Annotated in this window: 12 protein-coding genes; 11 read left to right on the top strand and 1 reads right to left on the bottom strand. The window is 44.6% G+C overall.

All coding sequences use genetic code 11. The annotated features are described in order from the left end of the window. Nucleotides 1-135: 135 nt before the first annotated feature. Both rpoC and RNZ41_RS08090 read left to right on the top strand, forming a co-directional pair. The gene (rpoC, locus tag RNZ41_RS08095) at nt 136-4,365 is read left to right on the top strand and encodes a DNA-directed RNA polymerase subunit beta' (protein ID WP_314027044.1); all 4,230 of its coding nucleotides are present in this window, start codon (nt 136-138) and stop codon (nt 4,363-4,365) included. An 86-nt stretch (nt 4,366-4,451) separates the two neighbouring features. Further along, entirely contained in the window at nt 4,452-4,970 is a 519-nt protein-coding gene (locus RNZ41_RS08090) for a DUF6586 family protein (RefSeq protein ID WP_060996320.1), read from the top strand. 129 nt (nt 4,971-5,099) lie between these two features. Here the strand turns inward: RNZ41_RS08090 and RNZ41_RS08085 are convergent, their stop codons facing one another. Beyond that, nucleotides 5,100-7,829, bottom strand: a complete 2,730-nt coding sequence (locus RNZ41_RS08085; protein ID WP_314027043.1) for a penicillin-binding protein 1A — start codon at nt 7,827-7,829, stop codon at nt 5,100-5,102. A 201-nt stretch (nt 7,830-8,030) separates the two neighbouring features. On the opposite strand from RNZ41_RS08085, the gene RNZ41_RS08080 reads away from it, so the two are divergent. The 9 genes from RNZ41_RS08080 to gltB all read left to right on the top strand — a co-directional run bounded on the left by RNZ41_RS08080 (nt 8,031) and on the right by gltB (nt 20,941). Next, a complete protein-coding gene (locus RNZ41_RS08080) occupies nt 8,031-9,083 on the top strand; it encodes a pilus assembly protein PilM (protein WP_314027042.1) in 1,053 nt (350 codons plus the stop codon). After that, the gene (locus RNZ41_RS08075) at nt 9,083-9,754 is read left to right on the top strand and encodes a PilN domain-containing protein (protein ID WP_314027041.1); all 672 of its coding nucleotides are present in this window, start codon (nt 9,083-9,085) and stop codon (nt 9,752-9,754) included. The genes RNZ41_RS08080 and RNZ41_RS08075 overlap by 1 nt, the downstream gene beginning before the upstream one ends. Before the next feature lie 2 nt (nt 9,755-9,756). Next, on the top strand, nt 9,757-10,515 hold the full coding sequence (locus RNZ41_RS08070; RefSeq protein WP_409950575.1) for a type IV pilus inner membrane component PilO: 759 nt from the start codon (nt 9,757-9,759) through the stop codon (nt 10,513-10,515). Continuing rightward, nucleotides 10,505-11,038: a pilus assembly protein PilP gene (locus tag RNZ41_RS08065; protein ID WP_314027040.1), complete on the top strand. Its 534-nt coding sequence runs from the start codon at nt 10,505-10,507 to the stop codon at nt 11,036-11,038. Before RNZ41_RS08070 ends, RNZ41_RS08065 begins: the two co-directional genes overlap by 11 nt. A 17-nt stretch (nt 11,039-11,055) precedes the next feature. Next, nucleotides 11,056-13,386, top strand: coding sequence for a type IV pilus secretin PilQ (pilQ, locus tag RNZ41_RS08060; RefSeq protein ID WP_314027039.1), 2,331 nt, complete (start codon nt 11,056-11,058; stop codon nt 13,384-13,386). 107 nt (nt 13,387-13,493) lie between these two features. Next, a complete protein-coding gene (locus RNZ41_RS08055; protein ID WP_062334134.1) occupies nt 13,494-14,030 on the top strand; it encodes a shikimate kinase in 537 nt (178 codons plus the stop codon). Nucleotides 14,031-14,098: 68 nt separating this feature from the next. Continuing rightward, nucleotides 14,099-15,196, top strand: coding sequence for a 3-dehydroquinate synthase (aroB, locus tag RNZ41_RS08050; RefSeq protein WP_314027038.1), 1,098 nt, complete (start codon nt 14,099-14,101; stop codon nt 15,194-15,196). Nucleotides 15,197-15,265: 69 nt separating this feature from the next. Continuing rightward, nucleotides 15,266-16,249 (top strand): hypothetical protein, encoded by a 984-nt coding sequence (locus tag RNZ41_RS08045; protein WP_314027037.1) that lies wholly within the window; start codon nt 15,266-15,268, stop codon nt 16,247-16,249. Nucleotides 16,250-16,471: 222 nt separating this feature from the next. Beyond that, nucleotides 16,472-20,941, top strand: coding sequence for a glutamate synthase large subunit (gene gltB / locus RNZ41_RS08040; protein ID WP_314027036.1), 4,470 nt, complete (start codon nt 16,472-16,474; stop codon nt 20,939-20,941). Nucleotides 20,942-21,010 lie beyond the last annotated feature (69 nt).

Genomic DNA, 21,010 nt, shown 5'->3' with positions numbered 1-21,010 from the left:
TGAGTATGGCGGCTTTAATAACGTCGTCATACTCAAACTCAATAGTTTACCTTTTTAATGACAAACGAATAAAAATTAACCTTAAATTGAAAGTCAATCTGTAGCGACCTTCAATTTAATCGATGGAGAAGCAGTTTGAAAGACTTATTAGACATCATGAAAAGCCCTGCCGACTCTGGTAACCAAGAGTTCGACAGCATTCAAATTTCTCTTGCCTCACCTGACACCATCAAATCTTGGTCGCATGGGGAAGTTAAAAAGCCTGAAACCATCAACTATCGTACTTTCAAACCAGAACGTGATGGTCTTTTTTGTGCCAAAATTTTTGGACCTGTTAAAGACTACGAATGCTTGTGTGGTAAATACAAACGCCGTAAATTCCAAGGCGTGATCTGTGAAAAATGTGGTGTTGAAGTGACCGCCGCTAAAGTACGCCGCGAGCGTATGGGTCACATTGAGCTGGCAAGCCCAGTTGCCCATATTTGGTTCTTAAAATCATTACCAAGCCGTATTGGTCTATTACTTGATATGACTTTGCGTGATATCGAGCGCGTATTGTATTTTGAAAGCTATGTCGTCACTGACGCAGGTTTAACTACCCTTGAAAAATATCAGTTGCTCGATGATGAAGATTACTTCAAAGCACTTGAAGAGTTTGGTGATGAATTCACTGCAAAAATGGGTGCTGAAGCCGTTCAAGACTTGCTGCGCGATATTGATGTGGATTTGGAAATCGACCAGTTACGTGAAGAAATTCCTAACACAGGTTCAGAAACCAAACTTAAAAAAATGTCAAAACGCCTAAAATTGCTTGAGTCATTCCGTGATTCAAACAACAAGCCTGAGTGGATGGTAATGACCGTATTGCCTGTATTGCCACCTGATTTGCGTCCATTGGTACCGCTTGAAGGGGGTCGTTTTGCCACTTCAGACCTAAATGACTTATACCGCCGCGTCATTAACCGTAACAACCGTTTAAAACGCTTGTTAGAGCTCAATGCGCCTGACATCATCGTGCGTAATGAAAAACGTATGTTACAAGAGTCAGTGGATGCGCTGCTTGACAACGGTCGCCGCGGTCGTGCGATTACAGGTAGCAACAAACGTCCATTAAAATCTTTAGCTGACATGATTAAAGGTAAACAAGGTCGTTTCCGTCAAAACCTTCTTGGTAAACGTGTTGACTATTCAGGTCGTTCGGTCATTACCGTGGGTCCATACCTGCGTCTACACCAATGTGGCTTGCCTAAAAAAATGGCACTTGAACTGTTCAAGCCCTTTACTTATGCCAAACTTTTACAAAATGGCATTGCGACCACTATCAAAGCTGCTAAGAAAATGGTTGAGCGTGAAGAACCGGCCGTGTGGGATATGCTTGCCAGCGTGATTCGTGAACACCCAGTGCTACTAAACCGTGCACCGACCCTCCATCGTTTGGGTTTACAAGCATTTGAGCCTGTACTGATTGAAGGTAAAGCGATTCAGCTACATCCGCTAGTTTGTAGCGCGTTCAACGCCGACTTTGATGGTGACCAAATGGCGGTACACGTACCGTTAACTTTGGAGGCCCAACTTGAAGCCCGTGCCTTGATGATGTCAACCAACAACATCTTGTCACCTGCCAATGGTGAGCCAATCATCACACCATCACAAGACGTTGTATTGGGGTTATATTACATCAGCCGTTCGCATATCAATGCCAAAGGCGAAAACATGACTTTCTCCAACGTGAAAGAAGTGTATCGTGCGCTAGGTACTGGTGATTTAAGCGTCAATGCCAAAATTAAAGTACGCATTGAAGAAATCACGTATGACGATGAAGGTAATGCCAATAGCGTTACTAAAATGGTTGACACCGTTGCCGGCCGCTGTTTGATTTGGAATATCACCCCAAAAGGTATGAGCTTTGACGAAGTCAACAAAGAGATGACCAAGAAAAACATCGCTCGCCTTATCAATTCTTGCTACCGCAAAATGGGCGTGAAAGACAGCGTCATGTTTGCTGACCAATTGATGTATTTGGGTTTTGCCCAAGCAACGTTGTCAGGCGTATCCATTGGTATGGAAGATATGCTCATTCCACCTACCAAAAACAAAATCATCGAAGCGGCGGATGCGGAAGTTCGTGAGATTGAAAGCCAGTTTGAACAAGGTTTCGTGACCGCGGGTGAACGTTATAACAAAGTCATTGATATTTGGTCACGTACCAATGACCAAATCGCCAAAGCGATGATGGATAACCTATCACAAGATACCGTTATCAATAGCCAAGGTGAAGCGGAAAAAGAAAAATCGTTTAACTCGATTTATATCATGTCGGATTCAGGTGCGCGTGGTAGTGCGGCGCAGATTCGTCAGTTGGCAGGTATGCGTGGTCTGATGGCAAAACCAGACGGCTCGATTATTGAAACCCCAATTAAAGCTAACTTCCGTGAAGGCTTAAGCGTTTTACAGTACTTTATCTCGACGCACGGTGCCCGTAAAGGTCTAGCGGATACGGCACTCAAAACAGCAAACTCAGGTTACTTAACCCGTCGCTTGGTTGACGTTGCGCAAGATTTGGTTATCACCCAGCCTGATTGTGGTACCGATAAAGGTATCTTGATGAAGCCACACATTGAGGGTGGTGAAATCATTGAACAATTGGCTGACCGCGTGCTGGGCCGGGTCACCGCCAAAGATGTGATGTCAAATAAAACAGGCGAACTAGCCATCCCATCAGGTACCTTGCTGGATGAGCATTGGGTAAAAGTACTTGATGAACATGGTATTGACGAAGTTTGGGTACGTTCTGTGATTACTTGTGAAGTGCCACATGGTGTCTGTTCACAATGTTATGGTCGTGACTTAGCACGTGGTCACCGCGTCAATATTGGTGAGTCTGTGGGTGTTATGGCGGCGCAATCAATCGGTGAGCCGGGTACCCAGCTAACCATGCGTACCTTCCACGTGGGGGGTGCCGCGAGCGCCGCAGCCGTGGAAAACAGTATTCAGGTTAATAAAGGCGGTACTGTTCGCTTCCAAAACTTGAAATCTGTAAGCCATGCCGATGGTCATTTGGTAGTGGTCTCTCGCTCTGCAGAAATTAGTATTACCGATGAATTGGGCCGTGAGCGTGAGCGCTATAAAGCACCGTATGGTTCGTCAATTCTAGTGGCTGATGGCACTGAGGTTACCCCAGGTCAAACTATTGGTAAATGGGATCCGCATACCCATCCAATCATTACCGAGGTATCAGGTACCGCACGCTTTAGCGAAATCACCGATGGCTTAACCGCTACCATGAAAATCGATGAAGCAACAGGTATGAGCTCATACGAAATCTTGGCAACCAAAGACCGCCCAAGCTCGGGTAAAGATTTACGTCCTGCGATTATCCTTGATACCAAAGAGGGTAAAGAAGTGGTGTATTTCTTACCACAGCAAACCATCATTCGTGTGCGTGAAGGCGATGAAGTAACAACAGGTTCTATTTTAGGTCGTGTACCACAAGAATCATCAGGTACCAAAGATATTACCGGTGGTCTACCACGTGTTGCTGACTTATTTGAAGCGCGTCGTCCAAAAGATCATGCGATTATGGCGGAAATGAGTGGTACAGTAAGCTTTGGTAAAGACACCAAAGGTAAAAACCGCTTTATCATTACCAATGATGACGGCGAAGTGCATGAAGAGTTGATTCCAAAATGGCGTCAAATCAACGTGTTTGAGGGTGAACGTGTTGAGCGTGGTGAGGTAATTGCCGATGGTCCACAAAACCCACACGATATTTTACGCTTAAAAGGTGAAACTGAGCTTGCCAACTACATCGTCAATGAAGTACAAGACGTTTACCGCTTACAAGGGGTAAAAATCAACGACAAGCATATTGAAGTGATTATTCGTCAGATGCTGCGTAAAGTTGAAATTACCGATGGCGGCGACTCAAGTTACTTTAAAGGTGACCAAGCTGAATACGCTGATATCGTAGCCACGAACAAAAAACTCGAAGAAGAAAACAAATTCCCAGTCAAGTTTGAACGTTTATTGCTCGGTATCACCAAAGCGTCATTGGCAACTGAAAGCTTTATTTCCGCGGCGTCATTCCAAGAGACAACCCGTGTATTGACGGCGGCAGCGGTTACTGGCAAGATTGATGACTTACGTGGTCTAAAAGAAAACGTGGTAGTCGGTCGTTTGGTACCAGCAGGTACTGGTTTAGCTTACCATGCACAGCGTCTAGAGGGTGGTAAAACAACCGCGGCAGAGGCTGGTGAAAACCAGTTAGAAGCATTAGACACCTTGTTTGCCGAAACCATGGAACCTGCGTCAATGTCATTTGAAGACCAATTTGCCGAAGAGTTTAATAGCCAAGATGCAAAATAATTATTAATTAGTCATAAAAAGGTCGGTGCTTGCAACTGGCCTTTTTTTTCATCAAAATATCCGTATCAAATGTCTAAGGAAAAACTATGGCAGGTCGTGTTGCACGTTATCAAGCAGATAGAACCAATCAAAAAATGTATTTTTGCCGAATTTATTGTCAGCAAGCTGAGCAGACTCAGAAGGGTCAGTTACAAGAGGCGCATATTGAAAGCGCGCTCATGCATTTGTACGGCGGGTATTTGGCATTTTTACAAGAAGTGGCGCGCTATTATAATTTAACTATGCCAAACCCGAGTCTGCAATCAATTAGTGATGCCTTGGAAACCAAAACCCAAGTGTCACCTGAAGTCATGCGGTTAAAGCAACTATTAGCTAATGATTATTTGGGCGATATCGAAAAAGCCTGGCAGCAAATCATCTATAAACCTGTGCCCCAAAACCTCGGCAATGAGAGTGATGAAAGCAATAAAAATGCCAAACTGCCAGTGATTGATGTTATGGCAAGTCCCTCAAGTACCCATATTTCAGTCGATATGATTCGTCAGTGGCGTGGTGATTTGGTTGATACCATTGATAGTTTGCGAGAAGGGATGGTTGAGTTTTAATCGTTTAATCAATTTTGGTATTTATTAACTTGGTGCTTACGACTTTAATACTTATCAAAGATCATAAAAAAGCTCGATAATTAATCGAGCTTTTCTATTAAGGTTTATAAACTAAGGTTTATTAACGACTCATTGGTTCAGTGGTTTATTGTTATTTAACTGAGCGTAGTTAATATTGTTACCCGTTGTTGGCATCGGCACGGATGCTTGTTCCTCAGGGCGTTTTTGGGTGACCGCTTGCGGGGGTTTACTGTCGTCACTGGTGATTTCATTGCCCTTGCTATCGACACGCCTAGTACCATTGTCAGTCAGCTCAATGGTTTCCTGCTCTTGTTTTTTGGATTTTGCGCGATTATTGACTGACACCCATTCCACAGGTTGACCTTTGAGCATTTTAGAGGTGAAATCCATCCAAATGGGTAGCGCCGCCACGCCACCAAATTCTTTTTTACCCATACCGATAGGTTGGTCAAAACCGACCCAAACTGTCGTCACCATTCTGGGGTTGATACCGGCAAACCACGCATCTTTGGCATCATTGGTAGTACCTGTCTTGCCACCCAAATCTGAGCGACCTAACGCCCGCGCCTTAACCGCGGTACCGCGCTGGATGACATCACGTAAGATATTGGCCATTTGGAATGCCACGTTAGAAGAAATAATACGCGGCGCTTGCTGTGCTGGAATATACTGGATAGGCATGGGTTTTAGCTTATCAGTGTCGGGACCTGCATCATATAATTGCGCTTCAAGCGACGCTTGGCGTGCTAGCATTTGCTGAGTGCTGGCTTCTAATGCCGCTTCTTCTTTGCTAAGTTTTTTCTTATCTTGTTTGTTTAAACTGTCTTTTTCGTTGGTTTTAGCCAGTGGGTTTGCGTTGAATAAATCAGATTTTTCAGTCGCTTTATCGCCTGCTTGCGTGTCTTTACTTTGGCCACTTAACAAAGCAGTTTGTTGTTCTTGGAAGGCGGTTAAGTTATCTTCATTGGTTTGCTGTAAATCATTGTTAAAACATACTGCACAGGCTTGTTTTGGATTGGCTTGGTATTGCAGCTTACCGTTGTAGTCAAAAATTTGCTGAATAAAATAAGGTTGAATACGGTGACCGCCGTTGGCAAAGGTCGCATAGCCCGTAGCCATCTGTAATGGGGTCGCTTCACCAGAACCGAGTGCCAATGACAACGTGTTTGGCATGCGTTCTTTTTCCAACCCAAATTCATTGAGTAGCTCACGCGTATCAGAGATACCCGCTGAACGTAGTACCCGAATTGATACTAGGTTACGTGATAGGTATAAACCTTTACGCAGTGGAATCATCCCCAAATTGCGCCCATCTGAGTTCTTGGGTTTCCAAGAACCGACGGTTAATGGATCATCAGATATCATGGTATCTGGGCTAAAGCCTTTTTCTAAGGCGGTGGCGTAAACTAATGGTTTGATGGTTGAGCCAGGCTGACGATAGCCTTGAATGGCACGGTTAAATTTACTTTTATTAAAATCAAATCCACCAACGACAGCAAGTAACGCGCCAGTTTCTGGATTGACAGATACCAGGCTGCCTTCAACGGCTGGAATTTGCACCAAACTCCAACTGCTGTTGTCAGCATTTGATGTGACATACACAATATCATGCAGATTGACGATGTTGTTGGAGATAAATGCTGAGTTTGGATTACGGTAGTGCAGCGTCGCCCAGCGCATGTTTGACCAAGGCACTTTAATCTGAGTGCCGTCTTTCATGACCGCATCAAAGCCATTGCCAGGATAAACTTTGGTGACTTCAACCGGATAAAAAGAATGGATAACCGGGAAATTGGCAAGCTTACCAAGTTTTTCTTTATCTTTTGTATTAGCAGGGGCGCCACGCCAACCGTGGCGGCGATCATACGCAAATAAACCGCGTTTAATGGCGTTTTCTGCAATTTCTTGTGCTTCACTATTAATGGTAAGCTTCACGCGCCAGCCCGAATTGATGACAGCTTCGCCATATTGTTCCACCAATGAGGCACGGGTCATTTCCGCCAAATACGGTAAGTTTTTATCAAGCTTTGCTTGGTATAGGCGCAGTCCAATGGGTGCGGCAACCGCTTCGTCGTGTTGCGCTTGGCTAATTGCGCCATTTTTAAGCATCTGACCCAAAATCCAGTTGCGCCGCTCTAACGCGCGCTCAGGGTTGGCAACAGGATTGTATTTTGAGGGCGCTTTTGGCAGACCGGCAATCATTGCCATTTCTGCAATGGTTAGGTTATTTAATGATTTACTATAGTATTGCTTAGCGGCAGCTTTAATCCCATAGGCACCTTGACCCAAATAAATTTTATTAACATATAAGGTCATGATGTCTTGTTTAGACAGCTTTTCTTCAATTTTGCGGGCTAAAAATAACTCCGTTAATTTACGATTAAGGGTACGTTCGGAGGATAAAAAATAATTTTTGGCAACCTGTTGGGTAATCGTCGACCCACCTGTTTGGCTATCGTCGTCGCTAACCGCTTCGGTCAGTGCGCGCCCAATGCCCTTAATACTGATACCACTGTGCTGAAAAAATGACGAATCTTCGGCTGCTAAAAAAGCATTCACCATATTTTTGGGAATTTGCTCATAACTCACTGGCAAAGACATATCATTACCGTATTGACCAATTAATTGGTTGTCCTCGGTATAGATTTGTAGTGGCATTGACAGCTTGGCTTTTTTAAGATCATCTAAGCTTGGTAGGCTAGGTGATATATACATCGCCATACCATAAAAACCGATGGGGAAAGCTAATACCAAAATAAAAAGAAACGCTAAAATTGCAACCAAGAGATTGAGTAAAAATTTCATCCAAGTAAAGGTAGCAGCAGTCGACTGGGTCATAAAGTCATTAGCTCAAAGCAAAATAAAGCTTTATTATACCTAAAAAAATTTGAGTTCTGTGAAAAATCTATTTTGCTTTTCGCTTGTTTTTAAACCACCCAATAAATTAGTGACAACTAATGGTTGAATCAAATAAATTTCTAAAGTATTGTAGCGTAGTAAAAATCACGTTACTGAACTTAGTATACAAGGAACATACTTGTGAGGTTATTTACAAAAAACAACAAGCTAGTCGTTGGGGTAGATATCACCACCACTGCGATCAAAATGGTTGAAATAACACGGCAGCAAGGTCTATTTCATTTAAGAAATTACGGCATTGAACCGTTACCCCGCGGTGCTGTTGTTGATAAAAATATTGTAGATATTGAAGCGGTCAGTGACGCCCTCGCAAGATTATCTCGTAGCAGAGGTTTTTCCAGCAAAAATATTGCGACAGCCGTAGCAGGCTCTTCGGTTATTAGCAAAATCATTGAGATGGAAGCGGATCTCACAGAGCTTGAACGAGAATCCCTTATACGTCTAGATGCTGACCAATATATTCCCTATCCTTTATCAGAAGTTAATTTAGATTTTGAAGTGATTGGCCCTTCAGCTACGCCTGATATGTGTAAGGTATTGTTAGTTGCCTCTCGCACTGAAAACGTTGACCAACGTGTCGACGCGGGTGCTTTGGCGGGGCTGGATACTAAAATTGTGGATGTGGAGTCTTACGCAGTTGAACGCGCCTTTCAATTGATGGTCGATAGCTTGCCAGGTCAACCTCAGCATATAGCCCTTATTGATATCGGGCACAGCCAAACCACGCTTTATATTGCAAAGGACGGGGAGTTTGTGTACAGCCGTGAACAGCTTTTTGGCGGCGCCCAGTTAACTGAAAGTATTCAAAATCGTTATGGTTTGACGTTCGAGGAGGCGATGATTAATAAGCGCACCCTGTCATTGCCGGATGATTACTATACGGATGTGTTACTGCCATTTTTAGATGCTATTGTGCAGCAAATCACCCGTTCGCTGCAGTTTTATTTTTCATCCAGCCAAAATAGCCAAGTAGACTATATTTTGTTGGGCGGTGGTAGTGCCAGCATTGCGGGTCTAGCGAGCATGGTTGAACAAAAACTTGGTACCCGCACAGGTATCGCCAATGCATTTTCAAATATGACGATTAATAACCATATCAACACTGAATTACTGATTATGGACGCGCCAAGCCTGATGGCGGCTTGTGGCTTGGCGTTACGGAGTTTTGATTAATGGCAAAGATTAATTTACTTCCTTGGCGTCAAGAACTTCGTGAACAAAGAAACCGTGAGTTTATGACTTTAGTGGTTGCGGTATTATTATTATCACTACTCGGTGCCTTTGCGGCATGGAGTTACTATAAAAATACCCTAGAAAACCAGCAGCTTGCTAATGAGCGCATCAAACAAGAAAACGCTAATTTAGATAAGGCGTTAAAAGAAATCCAAACCCTTGAGCAGCAGCGTGATGATATCATCGCGCGTATGAAAGTGATTCAAGACTTGCAAGGCCGTCGCCCTGTCCCTGTCCGTATTTGGGAAGATATTGCCAGAATTATCCCCGCACAAATGTATTTAACCAGTATGAAGCGTGAAGCTGATACCATCACCTTTACCGGTCAAGCCGACAACCCGAATGTGATTTCAACATTTATGCGCAGTCTTGATGGGACGCAGTGGTTAGAAAAATCGGCTGTGGTCAGTATACAGCGGCCCAATGCGGTGGCTTATCAAGCACCCACACCCGCACCTGCTGCTGGTAACATCAGTGCTAGCAGTACCAGCGCAACATTACCAGAAGCCAATTACGTGACTTTTGTGGTAACAACCATGGTTAAGCAAACCGACATCGCCAGTGCCACCGCTGCAAGTGGCGTTGCAGCAAGTGCGAGTAAGGAGAAATAACGGTGAAATTAACCAATCCGCTAAAAAGACCGAAACTCGTCAAAAAACCCGTTCACATTACCGCAAAAAAATCGTTTGATGTTAAAGCCTTTACCGAAAGCTTTAAATCACTAGACCAAAATAATTATGGTAGCTGGCCTGTGCCTGTTAAGGTTACCGTCTTGCTATTTATGGTCGCTGTTATCGCCTTTTTAACTTGGTTTTTGCCGATTAGTACCAAACGTGATGAGATTGCCGCTGCCGAAGCCGAGCAGCAAACCTTGTTAGATGAATATCGCCAAAAAGAATCCAAAGCACGTCATCTAAAAGAATATCAGGCGCAAGTATCAAAAATGCAGTCTGATTTTAAAGAACTGCTCAATCAATTACCCAAAGACACCCGTATTTCTGACTTGGTGGATGGCATTAATATGGTTGGTGTGGGCAGTAACATTAAATTTCAGGATATTAAAGTTGAACCCGAAGTCTCCCAAGAATTCTTTATTGAGCAGCCAATTCGTATTGCCGCGTTAGGAGATTATCACCAATTTGGCTCATTCATTAGTGGGCTTGCTAAACTACCTCGGATTATTACCCTGCATGACTTTGAGGTCACCAACCCTAGTCCTAGCCTAGACAAGCTACCAGAAACCAATCTTGTTTTGAACGTTAAAACTTATCGTTCAAAAGAGTTAACTGAAGAAGAATTAAAGAAGGCACAAAAAGATAATCAAAAAAATCCAGCTGGGTCTGACAATAAGGAAGCGAATAATGGCAATTAATAAAAAACCGCTCACTATTTGCTTAGCCCTATTAGCCCTGTTATCTGGCTGTACCGACCGTGTCGGTTTGGCAGAGCAAAAAATGCAGGACATCCGTAACCAGCCTGCGCAACCGGTAAAGCCACCACCGACACCCGAAGTGGTACAGGAGTTTAATTATAGCGCTTCACCGCTGCGTAGTCCATTTATGCCGCCCAGTTTAATGCTGCAAGCCAATCAAGTACAGCAAATGAAAGGGGTGAGACCGGATGTGTCCCGACTCAAAGAGCCACTTGAACAATTTGAGTTGAATGAGCTTACCTATAAAGGTACGATGGTGTCATCATCTGGCGAGGTGTATGGTCTTGTGCAACGCCCAGATGGGGGGATTGCCAGTGTCAAAGTGGGTAATTATATGGGTAAAAATGAGGGGCGTATTGCAGAGATTACCCCAACCCAAATTAACTTAATTGAAATCATACCAGACAGTCGTGTCGGCTATGTCGAAAAAGCAAACTCAATTGTTGCCGCAGTTAGTCAATAAAACAAAGGGATAATTCAATGAATTTTAATGCCTATCCATTTCGAACTTCAACGTCTAAGCTTGCGGTAGCGATGAGTGCGATGTTAGTATCTAGCAGTGTGTTTGCAGCTGATACCATTAGAAATATCTCGGTTACCACGCCGAGCGCTGTGCTAACAGAACTCAATATCGACTTCGCTAACAGTGCTGTGACGCCGACGGCTTATGAACTTGCCTCACCCACACGATTGGTGTTGGATTTCCCCAATGTGAATAATCAAATTGCATCACGGATGCAAACTTATAACCAAGGCTATGTCAAAAATATCACCACGCTGACCAATGACAGTATGACACGTATGATTATTGAGTTGTCAAATCAAGCGACCTTTAGTACACGTGTGATTAATAATCGCCTGGTAGTATCAATGCAGCCGAAAACCACAGCAGCTACCAATCCAGCTATCGTTAAACCTGTGGTGACTACAGCGGCCGTTGTGAGTCAGCCCGCGGTGGTAACGCCTGCTGCCGTAGTGACTGAAGCTGCGCCTGTGATTGCTACACCGCCACCTGTGGTCGTGCAAACGCCGCCACCTGTTGCCGTCGTGACCCAAACACCAAAAGTCGCCCCACCCGCCAATACGATGGTAGTCAAAGTCAATCCTTTATTAAATCCTGCTGCCGCCGTTGTTCAACAATACAACTATGATGGCCTAGCGGCGATTAATTTTAATGGCACCTCGAACGGCGGCGGTAATGTTAGCATTAATTTGGTGAATGACAGCATCCCTGTGGATGTACAGCGCATGGGTGATGAGTTAGTCATTCGTCTGACAGGCGCTACCATTCCCAGTCGCCTGCAAAAACAAATGACCGTAGGTAACGGCTTGGTGCGTGATGTTATCGCAACCAACCAAGGACGCAATGGCGTGATTCGTATTACCATGACAGGCGATTATGACTATAGAGCCTTTCAAACAGGTAATCAGCTAAATATCAATATCGATCCCCCCAAACGTCTGCGCGAGCCGACCCTTGAGGAGCGTACCTATAGCGGGGCGCCTTTATCACTAGAGTTTCAAGATGTCAGCGTGCGTACGATTTTAGAAGTGTTGGCACAACATACCAATACCAATATTGTTGCCAGTGACAGCGTCAGTGGTAATATTACCTTGCGTCTGATTAACGTGCCTTGGGATCAAGCCCTAGATATTATCCTAAAAAGTAAAAATTTGGATAAACGGGTTAATGGTAATGTAATTTGGGTGGCACCCGCGGCAGAACTTGCCAAACAAGAAGCCGATGAGTTAAAAGCGCAACAAGAGAAAAAAGTATTAGACCCACTGCGTACCGAATATATCCGACTTAACTACGCGAAAGCAGAAAATGTACGAACATTGATTGAAGCAGGCAGAGCAACATCCGATCGTTCGAGCAGCAATACCTCACTGTTAACAGACAGAGGTACAGTTACAATCGATGCCAGAACCAATACCTTGATTGTTAAAGATACCGCTGAAACCATCAGCAACATCCGTGATTTGATTAGTAAAATCGATATCGCTGTCAAACAAGTGATGATTGAAGCCCGTATTGTGAGTGCGACAGACACCTTTAGTAAAGAACTTGGGGTAAAATGGGGCATTTTATCACAAGGCGCGGCAAGTAATCGTAACCTGCTGGTGGGCGGTAATTTAAGTACCATTGATAGCCTTAAGACTTATACCACGGCTACAAATGCCGATGGTACTACCTATCCAGTCTATAGCGGTCTCACTGCCGCTAATAACCTCAGTGTCAATCTAGGTGCAGCTAACCCTGCAGGCTCGATTGCTTTTGGCTTGTTGAGCATTTCAGATTTACTATTAGATTTAGAGTTGTCAGCCATGCAAGCGGATAACAAAGGTGAAGTCATCTCCAGTCCAAAAGTGCTAACCGCCGACAAACAAACCGCCAGAATCATGTCAGGCACGCAAATCCCTTATCAAGAAGCCTCTGCCAGTGGGGCGACCTCAACGAGCTTTGTCGAAGCGGCATTGAGTCTTGAAGTAACCCCTAATATCACCCCTGAAGGTCGTATTGGCATGGATTTGAGTATTGAAAATGGTTCACCAACTATCGTCAATGGTGCGACAGCGGTTTCTAAAGATTCGATTAAAACCAACGTGGTCGTCGATGATGGTCAAACGGTTGTGCTCGGTGGCGTGTTTAAAAATACCTTAGGTAACGATGTGACTAAAATCCCTTTCTTAGGCGATTTACCTTATGTTGATCGCTTCTTTAAACGCACCTCAAAAACCAACAACAAGCAAGAATTATTGATTTTTGTGACCCCAAAATTGGTGAATGACACGGGCCGTGTTAATTAATTTACTCCCTAATAGAGCTGTTGTATAACAAAATAGTCTTATAGCACATTGCCACAAATCACAGTATAATGTTTTCAATATATTATAGAGTGATTTGTGGTTTTTTTATGGAGTGTAATCAACCTAAGCCGTTAATTATTTTGATTGGTCCGATGGGTGCGGGTAAGACCACAATTGGTAAACTGTTGGCGCAGCAACTTGGATTTACGTTTTATGACAGTGATCAGGAAATAGAACGCGTCTCGGGCGCGAGTATTAGCTGGATTTTTGAAAAAGAGGGTGAAGTAGGATTTCGTCAACGCGAAACACGTGTACTTGATAAACTAACCCAGCTGGATCATGTCGTACTAGCCACAGGCGGTGGGGCAGTAACGATCGCTGAAAATCACCATTTTTTAAAACGTGGGATTATCATCTATTTGCGCGCAGAAGTTGATATTCAGTATGAACGCACTTGTCGTGACCGCAACCGTCCGTTATTACAAATAGACAATCCTAAGCAAAAGTTAACCGAACTGTTTTGTAAACGTGACCCAATTTATCAGCAGCTTGCCGACATCACCATTGTTACGGGTCACAGTTCCCCAAAAAAAATGGTGCATGACATTTTGCTGCAATTGCAAGACGCCAATATAACCGTCTAAATGTAGCACTCTCGATATGACAAGCTAATTGATGACAACCTGCTAGATGACAAAAAGATAACATTGATATGAGTATCGCCATGCGCCGTGAGTTAATTGTCCATACACGTTCACACGACTATCCCATTTTTATTGGGGAAAATCTCATCGAAACCTTTGAGTTTGCTGACTATATTGGTGGCAAACAAGTATTGGTGGTCACCAATGAGACAGTTGCACCCTTATATCTTGATAAACTCGTCGCACGTCTGCCTGCCGATAAACTCATTAAAACTTGTATTTTACCTGATGGTGAGCAGTATAAAAACCAGCAAAGCATTGACCGTATTTATGATCAGTTGATGGAAAATCACTTTAACCGTGACTGTACGCTGATTGCCCTTGGTGGTGGCGTCATTGGTGATATGGTGGGTTTTGCGGCAGCAAGTTTTATGCGCGGTGTCGATTTTATCCAAATTCCCACAACGTTGTTATCGCAAGTGGATTCTAGTGTCGGCGGCAAAACAGGCATCAATCATCGCTTGGGCAAGAATATGATTGGCGCGTTTTGGCAGCCACGTCTTGTTTTGGCAGATATGACCACCTTAAAAACCTTGCCACCGCGTGAATTATCAGCAGGGTTAGCAGAAGTCATTAAATACGCGTTAATCGGCGATGTGGCGTTTTTGGCTTGGCTTGAAACCCATATGACGTCCTTACGCACGCTCGATTTGAATTTGTTAGCCCAAGCTGTACTGATTTCTTGCCAGCATAAAGCGGATATTGTGGCGCAAGATGAGTTTGAAGCTAATACGCGTGCGCTGCTTAATTTTGGTCATACCTTTGGTCATGTGATTGAAACGCATGAAGGTTATGGCAATTGGCTGCACGGTGAAGCAGTCGCGGTAGGCATGATTCAAGCGATGCAGTTGTCACAAAAACAAGGGTGGCTTAGCGCGGATGATGTTGACAGAGCCAGTTCTTTAATAGCCCGTGCTGATTTACCCACCCATCCGCCAGCCATCGAGGTGAATACGGCACTGGATTTGATGGGTCATGATAAAAAAGTCAAATCCGGCAAAATTCGTCTAGTATTACTAGAAAAATTGGGACAAGCGGTATTAACGTCAGCGTATGATCCAGCGTTACTAACAGACGTGCTGGCTTTGAGTGACAAACCTAATTGATATAAATTTTATAGATGGGTTAAAGCGTCCTATCGGGCGTTAACCTTACTTCAGACAGAAGGTTGTTTTATGGTGCATTCTTTATCTACGCTGTATCGTTCATGGGCATTTAAAGTGACCACTTGGCTGATTTTAGCGGCGATTGCAGGGGGCTTGACGGTCGTGGTGTGGATTGCCTCTGCGGTAAAGCCTGCCAAAAGTGCGGTGAAAGCGGCGAGTAATGCCAATCAAAATCAAGATCCCACCGCGCTACTATTGGCCAAAACACCTGAAGAGCTTAATACTGAAGTTAGACCCATCAAATTTGATGCGGTGATTCGTGATATGCGTAACTATCCCAAAGAATTTAAGGACAGTCGCTTTATCAAGGCCAATAACGGTAAATGGACAGTTCAAGTCATGAACGTGGTGGAGCACGAAGTGGTCACCGATTACCTAAATAGCCGTGACGATCGTGATAAATTTAATTATTTTCGTATCGTCGATGCCCATAACCAAAAACGCTTTGTTGTCACCTATGGCGTATTTGGCTCAGTACAAGAAGCGGTTGGCGCGGCTAAAGTAGTGAATTTTAATTTACCAAAAGGGGTCAAAGCATTTCCTGAAGAATTTAAAATGTATGCCCCACAAATGGATGAGTATGAAGTCGCGCCGCCCCTTCGTGATGTCGGTAAGACAGCCGCGCGAGAAGTCAAACTAACCTCCACACCAAAATTATTGCCTGCGCCAAAAGCCAAAGTTGAACGGCAACCACAAGCTGCGACTTCCACAGCAGCAGAACCAAAACGCGTAGCACCAAAAACTAGCATTGAAAAGTCAGCCAATCCGCAAGAGACCCTTTCTATCCAAGAAGGTAAAGTGATTGCTGAAAGCAACAGTAACGACTCAAATGTCACCCGCTCAGAACCAAAAGTTATCAATAGCAAGAATGATAATGCTGATGTCAAACCCAAACAAACCCATAGCAAGCCGGCTGAAGACAAGCCAAAAGCCAAAGAAGCCTCAAAGGATAGTATGGGCGAGTTAATCAAGCAGAAGTCCCAAGACAACTAGTGACTTTAGATGAGTTGGTGAGTTTTGGGATTCAAATAACAGTGGATTTTTCCACCCTTTTTCGTTAATATAACGAAGGGTATCATTTTTATTTCTTATGGTATATATAGATAACAAACATGGCGGTTATCTATTCCAATCTTTTATGATTCAATAGCAAACATTGCACATATTTATAGTATGCCCATTTCTTTGCTACCAGCTTGTTAAGGGAACACGCTTATGTCTTTAAATCAGTATTCAGATCAGCATAATCTTTACCAACCCGATGTGTTCAAAGACAACTGTGGGTTTGGTTTGATTGCGCATACCCATGGTGAAGCTAGTCATGACTTAGTGCAAACAGCGATTCATAGTTTAAGCTGTATGACCCACCGCGGTGGCGTAGCAGCCGATGGTAAGACAGGCGATGGCTGTGGTCTATTGATTGCGACGCCCAAAGTGTTTTTTAAAAAAATTGCTTCAGACAATGGCTTTACCCTAAACGAAATTTTTGCCGTCGGCACGGTATTTGTTAACCTTGATAAAGCATTAGCACAGCATAGCCAAGATACCCTAAGCCAAGCGATTGAAGCACAAGGTTTGCTAGTCGCTGGCTGGCGTGATGTGCCGGTTGATTTAAGTATCGTCGGTGACATTGCCCGTGAATCACTCCCAGGTTTTAAACAAATTTTAGTTAATTGCCCAATCAATATGGACGAGGCGACCTTTAACCGTAAATTATTCGTTGCACGCCGCAAAGCAGAAATCGCACTGAAAGATGACCCGTTATTTTATGTGACGTCATTGACCTCACAAGTGGTTATCTATAAAGGCTTAGTCATGCCTGCCGATTTGCCCGCATTCTTCTTGGATTTGCAAGACGAACGTTTGGCGTCACACATTGTGGTATTCCACCAACGTTTCTCAACCAATACCCTGCCAAGATGGCCACTCGCACAGCCTTTTCGCTATCTTGCCCACAATGGTGAATTAAACACGATTGATGGTAACCGTGACTGGGCAGTCGCGCGTACACCAAAATTTGTCACTGATTTGATTCCAGAGCTGCAAGAATTACAACCACTAGTCAACCGTGTGGGCTCTGACTCATCAAGCTTAGACAATATGCTTGAGGTACTGGTGTCAGGGGGCATGGATTTATTCCGTGCGCTGTCTATCCTCGTGCCGCCAGCATGGCAAAATGTTGACACCATGGACATGGATTTACGCGCGTTTTATGAGTTTTACTCACAGCATATGGAAGCGTGGGATGGTCCAGCCGGTTTAGTTATCCAAGATGGTCGCTATGCGGTTTGTATGCTTGACCGCAATGGTTTACGTCCCTCACGGTGGGTGACTACCAAAAATGGCTATATCACCGTCGCTTCAGAAATCGGTACTTGGGATTATCAGCCCGAAGACGTGATTGCCAAAGGTCGCGTCGGACCCGGTCAAATGCTAGTGATTGACACTGAAACTGGTAACATCATGGACACCAAAGCAGTGGGTCGTCAGCTGAAAAAAGCCCACCCATATCGCCTATGGTTACGGGAAAATGCGGTACGTCTACGGGATGATGAACAGCTAGAAGAAAAAGCTTATGAGCAACGTGAAACAGGCGAGAACCTGTTAGCGCTGCAAAAAATGTTTCATATCACCAATGAAGAACGCACAGAAATCATCCGTCCTTCAGCCGAAAACGGTCAAGAAGCCGTTGGTTCAATGGGGGATGATACCCCGATGGCGGTACTGTCAAAACAAGTTCGTCACGTGGCTGATTTCTTCCGTCAACAATTTGCTCAGGTTACCAACCCACCAATCGATCCTCTGCGCGAAGCGATTGTCATGTCACTGGAAACTTGTTTGGGTAGCGAAAAAAATATTTTTGAACCCACCCCAGACCACGCTAACCGTATCGTGTTGTCATCGCCTGTGTTGTCATCGAGCAAAATGATGCAACTACGCAGCGTCACAAAACCAGGTTTTGAAATTGAAACCATTGATTTAAATTATGATGAATCAATGGCCTTAGACGATGCCATCAAACACATCTGTGAGCAAGCTGCACAAGCGGTACGTGCAGGTAAAGTATTGATTGTATTATCTGACCGCAATATCGAAAAAGGTAAAGTACCTGCCAATGCCATTATGGTGACAGGTGCAGTGCATCATCACTTGATTAATGTGGGTTTACGCGCCGATGCCAACTTAATCATCGAAACAGGTTTGGTACGTGATTCGCACCAATTAGCGGTCTTGTTAGGGTTTGGGGCTACCGCGGTTTATCCCTACTTGGCTTACAATGTGATTGCAGACTTGGTCGATAAAGGCGACTTGCTCGGTGACCCGTTGTACGCCAAAAATAATTTCCGCAAAAGCTTGGATAAAGGCTTGTTAAAAATCCTATCAAAAATGGGTATTTCGACCGTCTCTTCTTACCGCGGCGCGCAATTGTTTGAAGCGGTGGGTTTATCAGAAGAAGTGGTTGAGCTTTGTTTTACTGGGGTTGAAAGCCGTATCTCAGGTGCCACGTTTGACGATTTGGCGATTGACCAACAAATCTTGGCAAAAAACGCCTTTACCAAACGTGTACCGCTTGACCAAGGCGGCTTGTTAAAATTCGTCTTTAACAAAGAATACCACGCCTTTAACCCAGATGTAATTCAAGCGCTACATAAAGCGGTACGCACGGGCGACTACGAAAACTACAAAGAATATGCGTCGATTGTCAACAGCCGACCCGTAGCGACGTTACGTGATTTGTTGCAGTTAGATACCAGTAAATCCATCAGTGTTGATGACGTTGAGCCTATTGAACAAATCCTAAAACGCTTTGACTCAGCAGGTATGTCATTAGGCGCCTTGTCACCAGAGGCACACGAGGCGATTGCAACCGCGATGAACACGATTGGCGGACGTTCAAACTCGGGTGAGGGCGGTGAAGATCCCACGCGTTATGGCACGATTCGTAACTCAAAAATCAAACAAGTTGCCTCAGGTCGTTTCGGGGTTACGCCGGCTTACTTGCGTTCGGCAGAAGTGATGCAGATTAAAATCGCGCAGGGCGCAAAACCCGGTGAAGGCGGTCAGTTACCCGGTGGTAAAGTAAATAGCTTAATTGCGCGTTTGCGTTACTCAGTGCCAGGTGTGACCTTAATTTCACCGCCACCGCATCATGATATTTATTCGATTGAAGACTTGGCGCAGCTAATTTTTGACTTAAAACAAGTCAATCCAAACGCGCTTGTGTCAGTCAAACTGGTGTCGCGCCCAGGTGTAGGCACTATTGCAACGGGTGTGGCAAAAGCGTATGCCGATTTGATTACCATTTCAGGGTATGATGGTGGTACCGCAGCGTCTCCTTTATCATCAATTCACTATGCAGGCTCGCCTTGGGAACTAGGTTTATCTGAAGCGCATCAATCGCTTCGTGTTAATGGGTTACGTCATAAAGTGCGCGTGCAGACAGATGGTGGTTTAAAAACGGGTTTAGACGTAGTAAAAGCAGCAATACTGGGGGCGGAAAGCTTCGGTTTTGGTACCACGCCAATGATTGCCGTGGGCTGTAAATACTTGCGTATCTGTCACTTAAACAACTGTCCAACGGGTGTGGCAACGCAAAAATCAGAACTGCGCGATGAGCATTTCATCGGTGAAGCCGACATGCTGATTAATTTCTTTAGATTTGTGGCACAAGAAACCCGCGAGTGGTTGGCGGCATTGGGCGCACGCTCAATGGAAGAGCTTGTGGGTCGCACCGACTTGCTATCAGTCATGTCAGGCACTACCAACAAGCAACAACACCTAAACCTAGCGCCGCTATTATTTACCCATAGCAAAGGCGATGGCAAACCACAAACCTGCCAAGTTGAGCGCAATGAGCCATTTGACAAAGGCTTGCTCGCTGAACAAATGGTTATGGATATGATGGATACCATCAAATCAGCCAAAGGCGGTGACTTTAGCTATCGTATCGGCAACTGTGACCGTTCTATCGGTGCGCGTATCTCAGGGGAGATTGCTGCGCTGCATGGCAACAATGGTATGGCAAGCGCGCCAATCAACTTGCACTTAACCGGCACCGCGGGTCAAAGTTTAGGTGTGTGGAATGCAGGCGGTTTAAACATTAAGCTTGAGGGGGATGCCAACGACTACGTCGGTAAAGGCATGGCAGGGGGTGAAATCGTGATTTACCCACCAAAAGGCTCGACGTTTGCTAGCCAGCAAACCGCTATCATCGGTAACACCTGTTTGTATGGTGCCACAAGTGGTCATCTATATGCAGCAGGTACTGCAGGTGAACGTTTTGCGGTGCGTAATTCAGGTTGTTTTGCGGTGGTTGAAGGTACCGGTGACCACTGCTGTGAATACATGACGGGCGGTGTGGTGACGGTGTTGGGTAAAACAGGGCTAAACTTCGGTGCTGGTATGACAGGCGGTTTTGCTTACGTACTTGATTTAGATGGCGATTTCTTTGACCGTTGTAACCATGAGCTTATCGATATGCATCGTATTTCAAGTGAGCAAACAGAAAATCACCGTATCAACTTGATGTCGATTATCAAAACTCACGTGGCAAAAACAGGTAGCCAATGGGGTCAAACCATCCTTGACGACTTTGAGCATTATGTTCGTAAGTTCTATTTGGTCAAACCAAAAGCCGCGAACATTACTTCGCTACTAAAAACGACCATGGCAGACCCACAATAAGCGATTGTGTAGCATAATTTGATGATATTGGATTGCTAAAGGTAGCGCGTGACCAGCGCTCTACCTTTA

This window comes from Moraxella sp. DOX410, from assembly GCF_032248735.1.
In the GTDB taxonomy this organism is placed as follows: Bacteria; Pseudomonadota; Gammaproteobacteria; order Pseudomonadales; family Moraxellaceae; genus Faucicola; species Faucicola tetraodonis.
Note: the sequence above shows the minus strand (reverse complement) of the source record. Positions and strands in the feature narration are given on the sequence as shown.

What these genes read in the sequence shown, in the direction of transcription:
- RNZ41_RS08090 (WP_060996320.1), top strand. Translation starts at nt 4,452, where the DNA reads ATGGCAGGTCGTGTTGCACGTTATCAAGCAGATAGAACCAATCAAAAA.
- RNZ41_RS08085 (WP_314027043.1), bottom strand. Translation starts at nt 7,829, where the DNA reads ATGACCCAGTCGACTGCTGCTACCTTTACTTGGATGAAATTTTTACTC.
- RNZ41_RS08075 (WP_314027041.1), top strand. Translation starts at nt 9,083, where the DNA reads ATGGCAAAGATTAATTTACTTCCTTGGCGTCAAGAACTTCGTGAACAA.
- RNZ41_RS08065 (WP_314027040.1), top strand. Translation starts at nt 10,505, where the DNA reads ATGGCAATTAATAAAAAACCGCTCACTATTTGCTTAGCCCTATTAGCC.
- pilQ (WP_314027039.1), top strand. Translation starts at nt 11,056, where the DNA reads ATGAATTTTAATGCCTATCCATTTCGAACTTCAACGTCTAAGCTTGCG.
- RNZ41_RS08055 (WP_062334134.1), top strand. Translation starts at nt 13,494, where the DNA reads ATGGAGTGTAATCAACCTAAGCCGTTAATTATTTTGATTGGTCCGATG.
- aroB (WP_314027038.1), top strand. Translation starts at nt 14,099, where the DNA reads ATGAGTATCGCCATGCGCCGTGAGTTAATTGTCCATACACGTTCACAC.
- RNZ41_RS08045 (WP_314027037.1), top strand. Translation starts at nt 15,266, where the DNA reads ATGGTGCATTCTTTATCTACGCTGTATCGTTCATGGGCATTTAAAGTG.
- gltB (WP_314027036.1), top strand. Translation starts at nt 16,472, where the DNA reads ATGTCTTTAAATCAGTATTCAGATCAGCATAATCTTTACCAACCCGAT.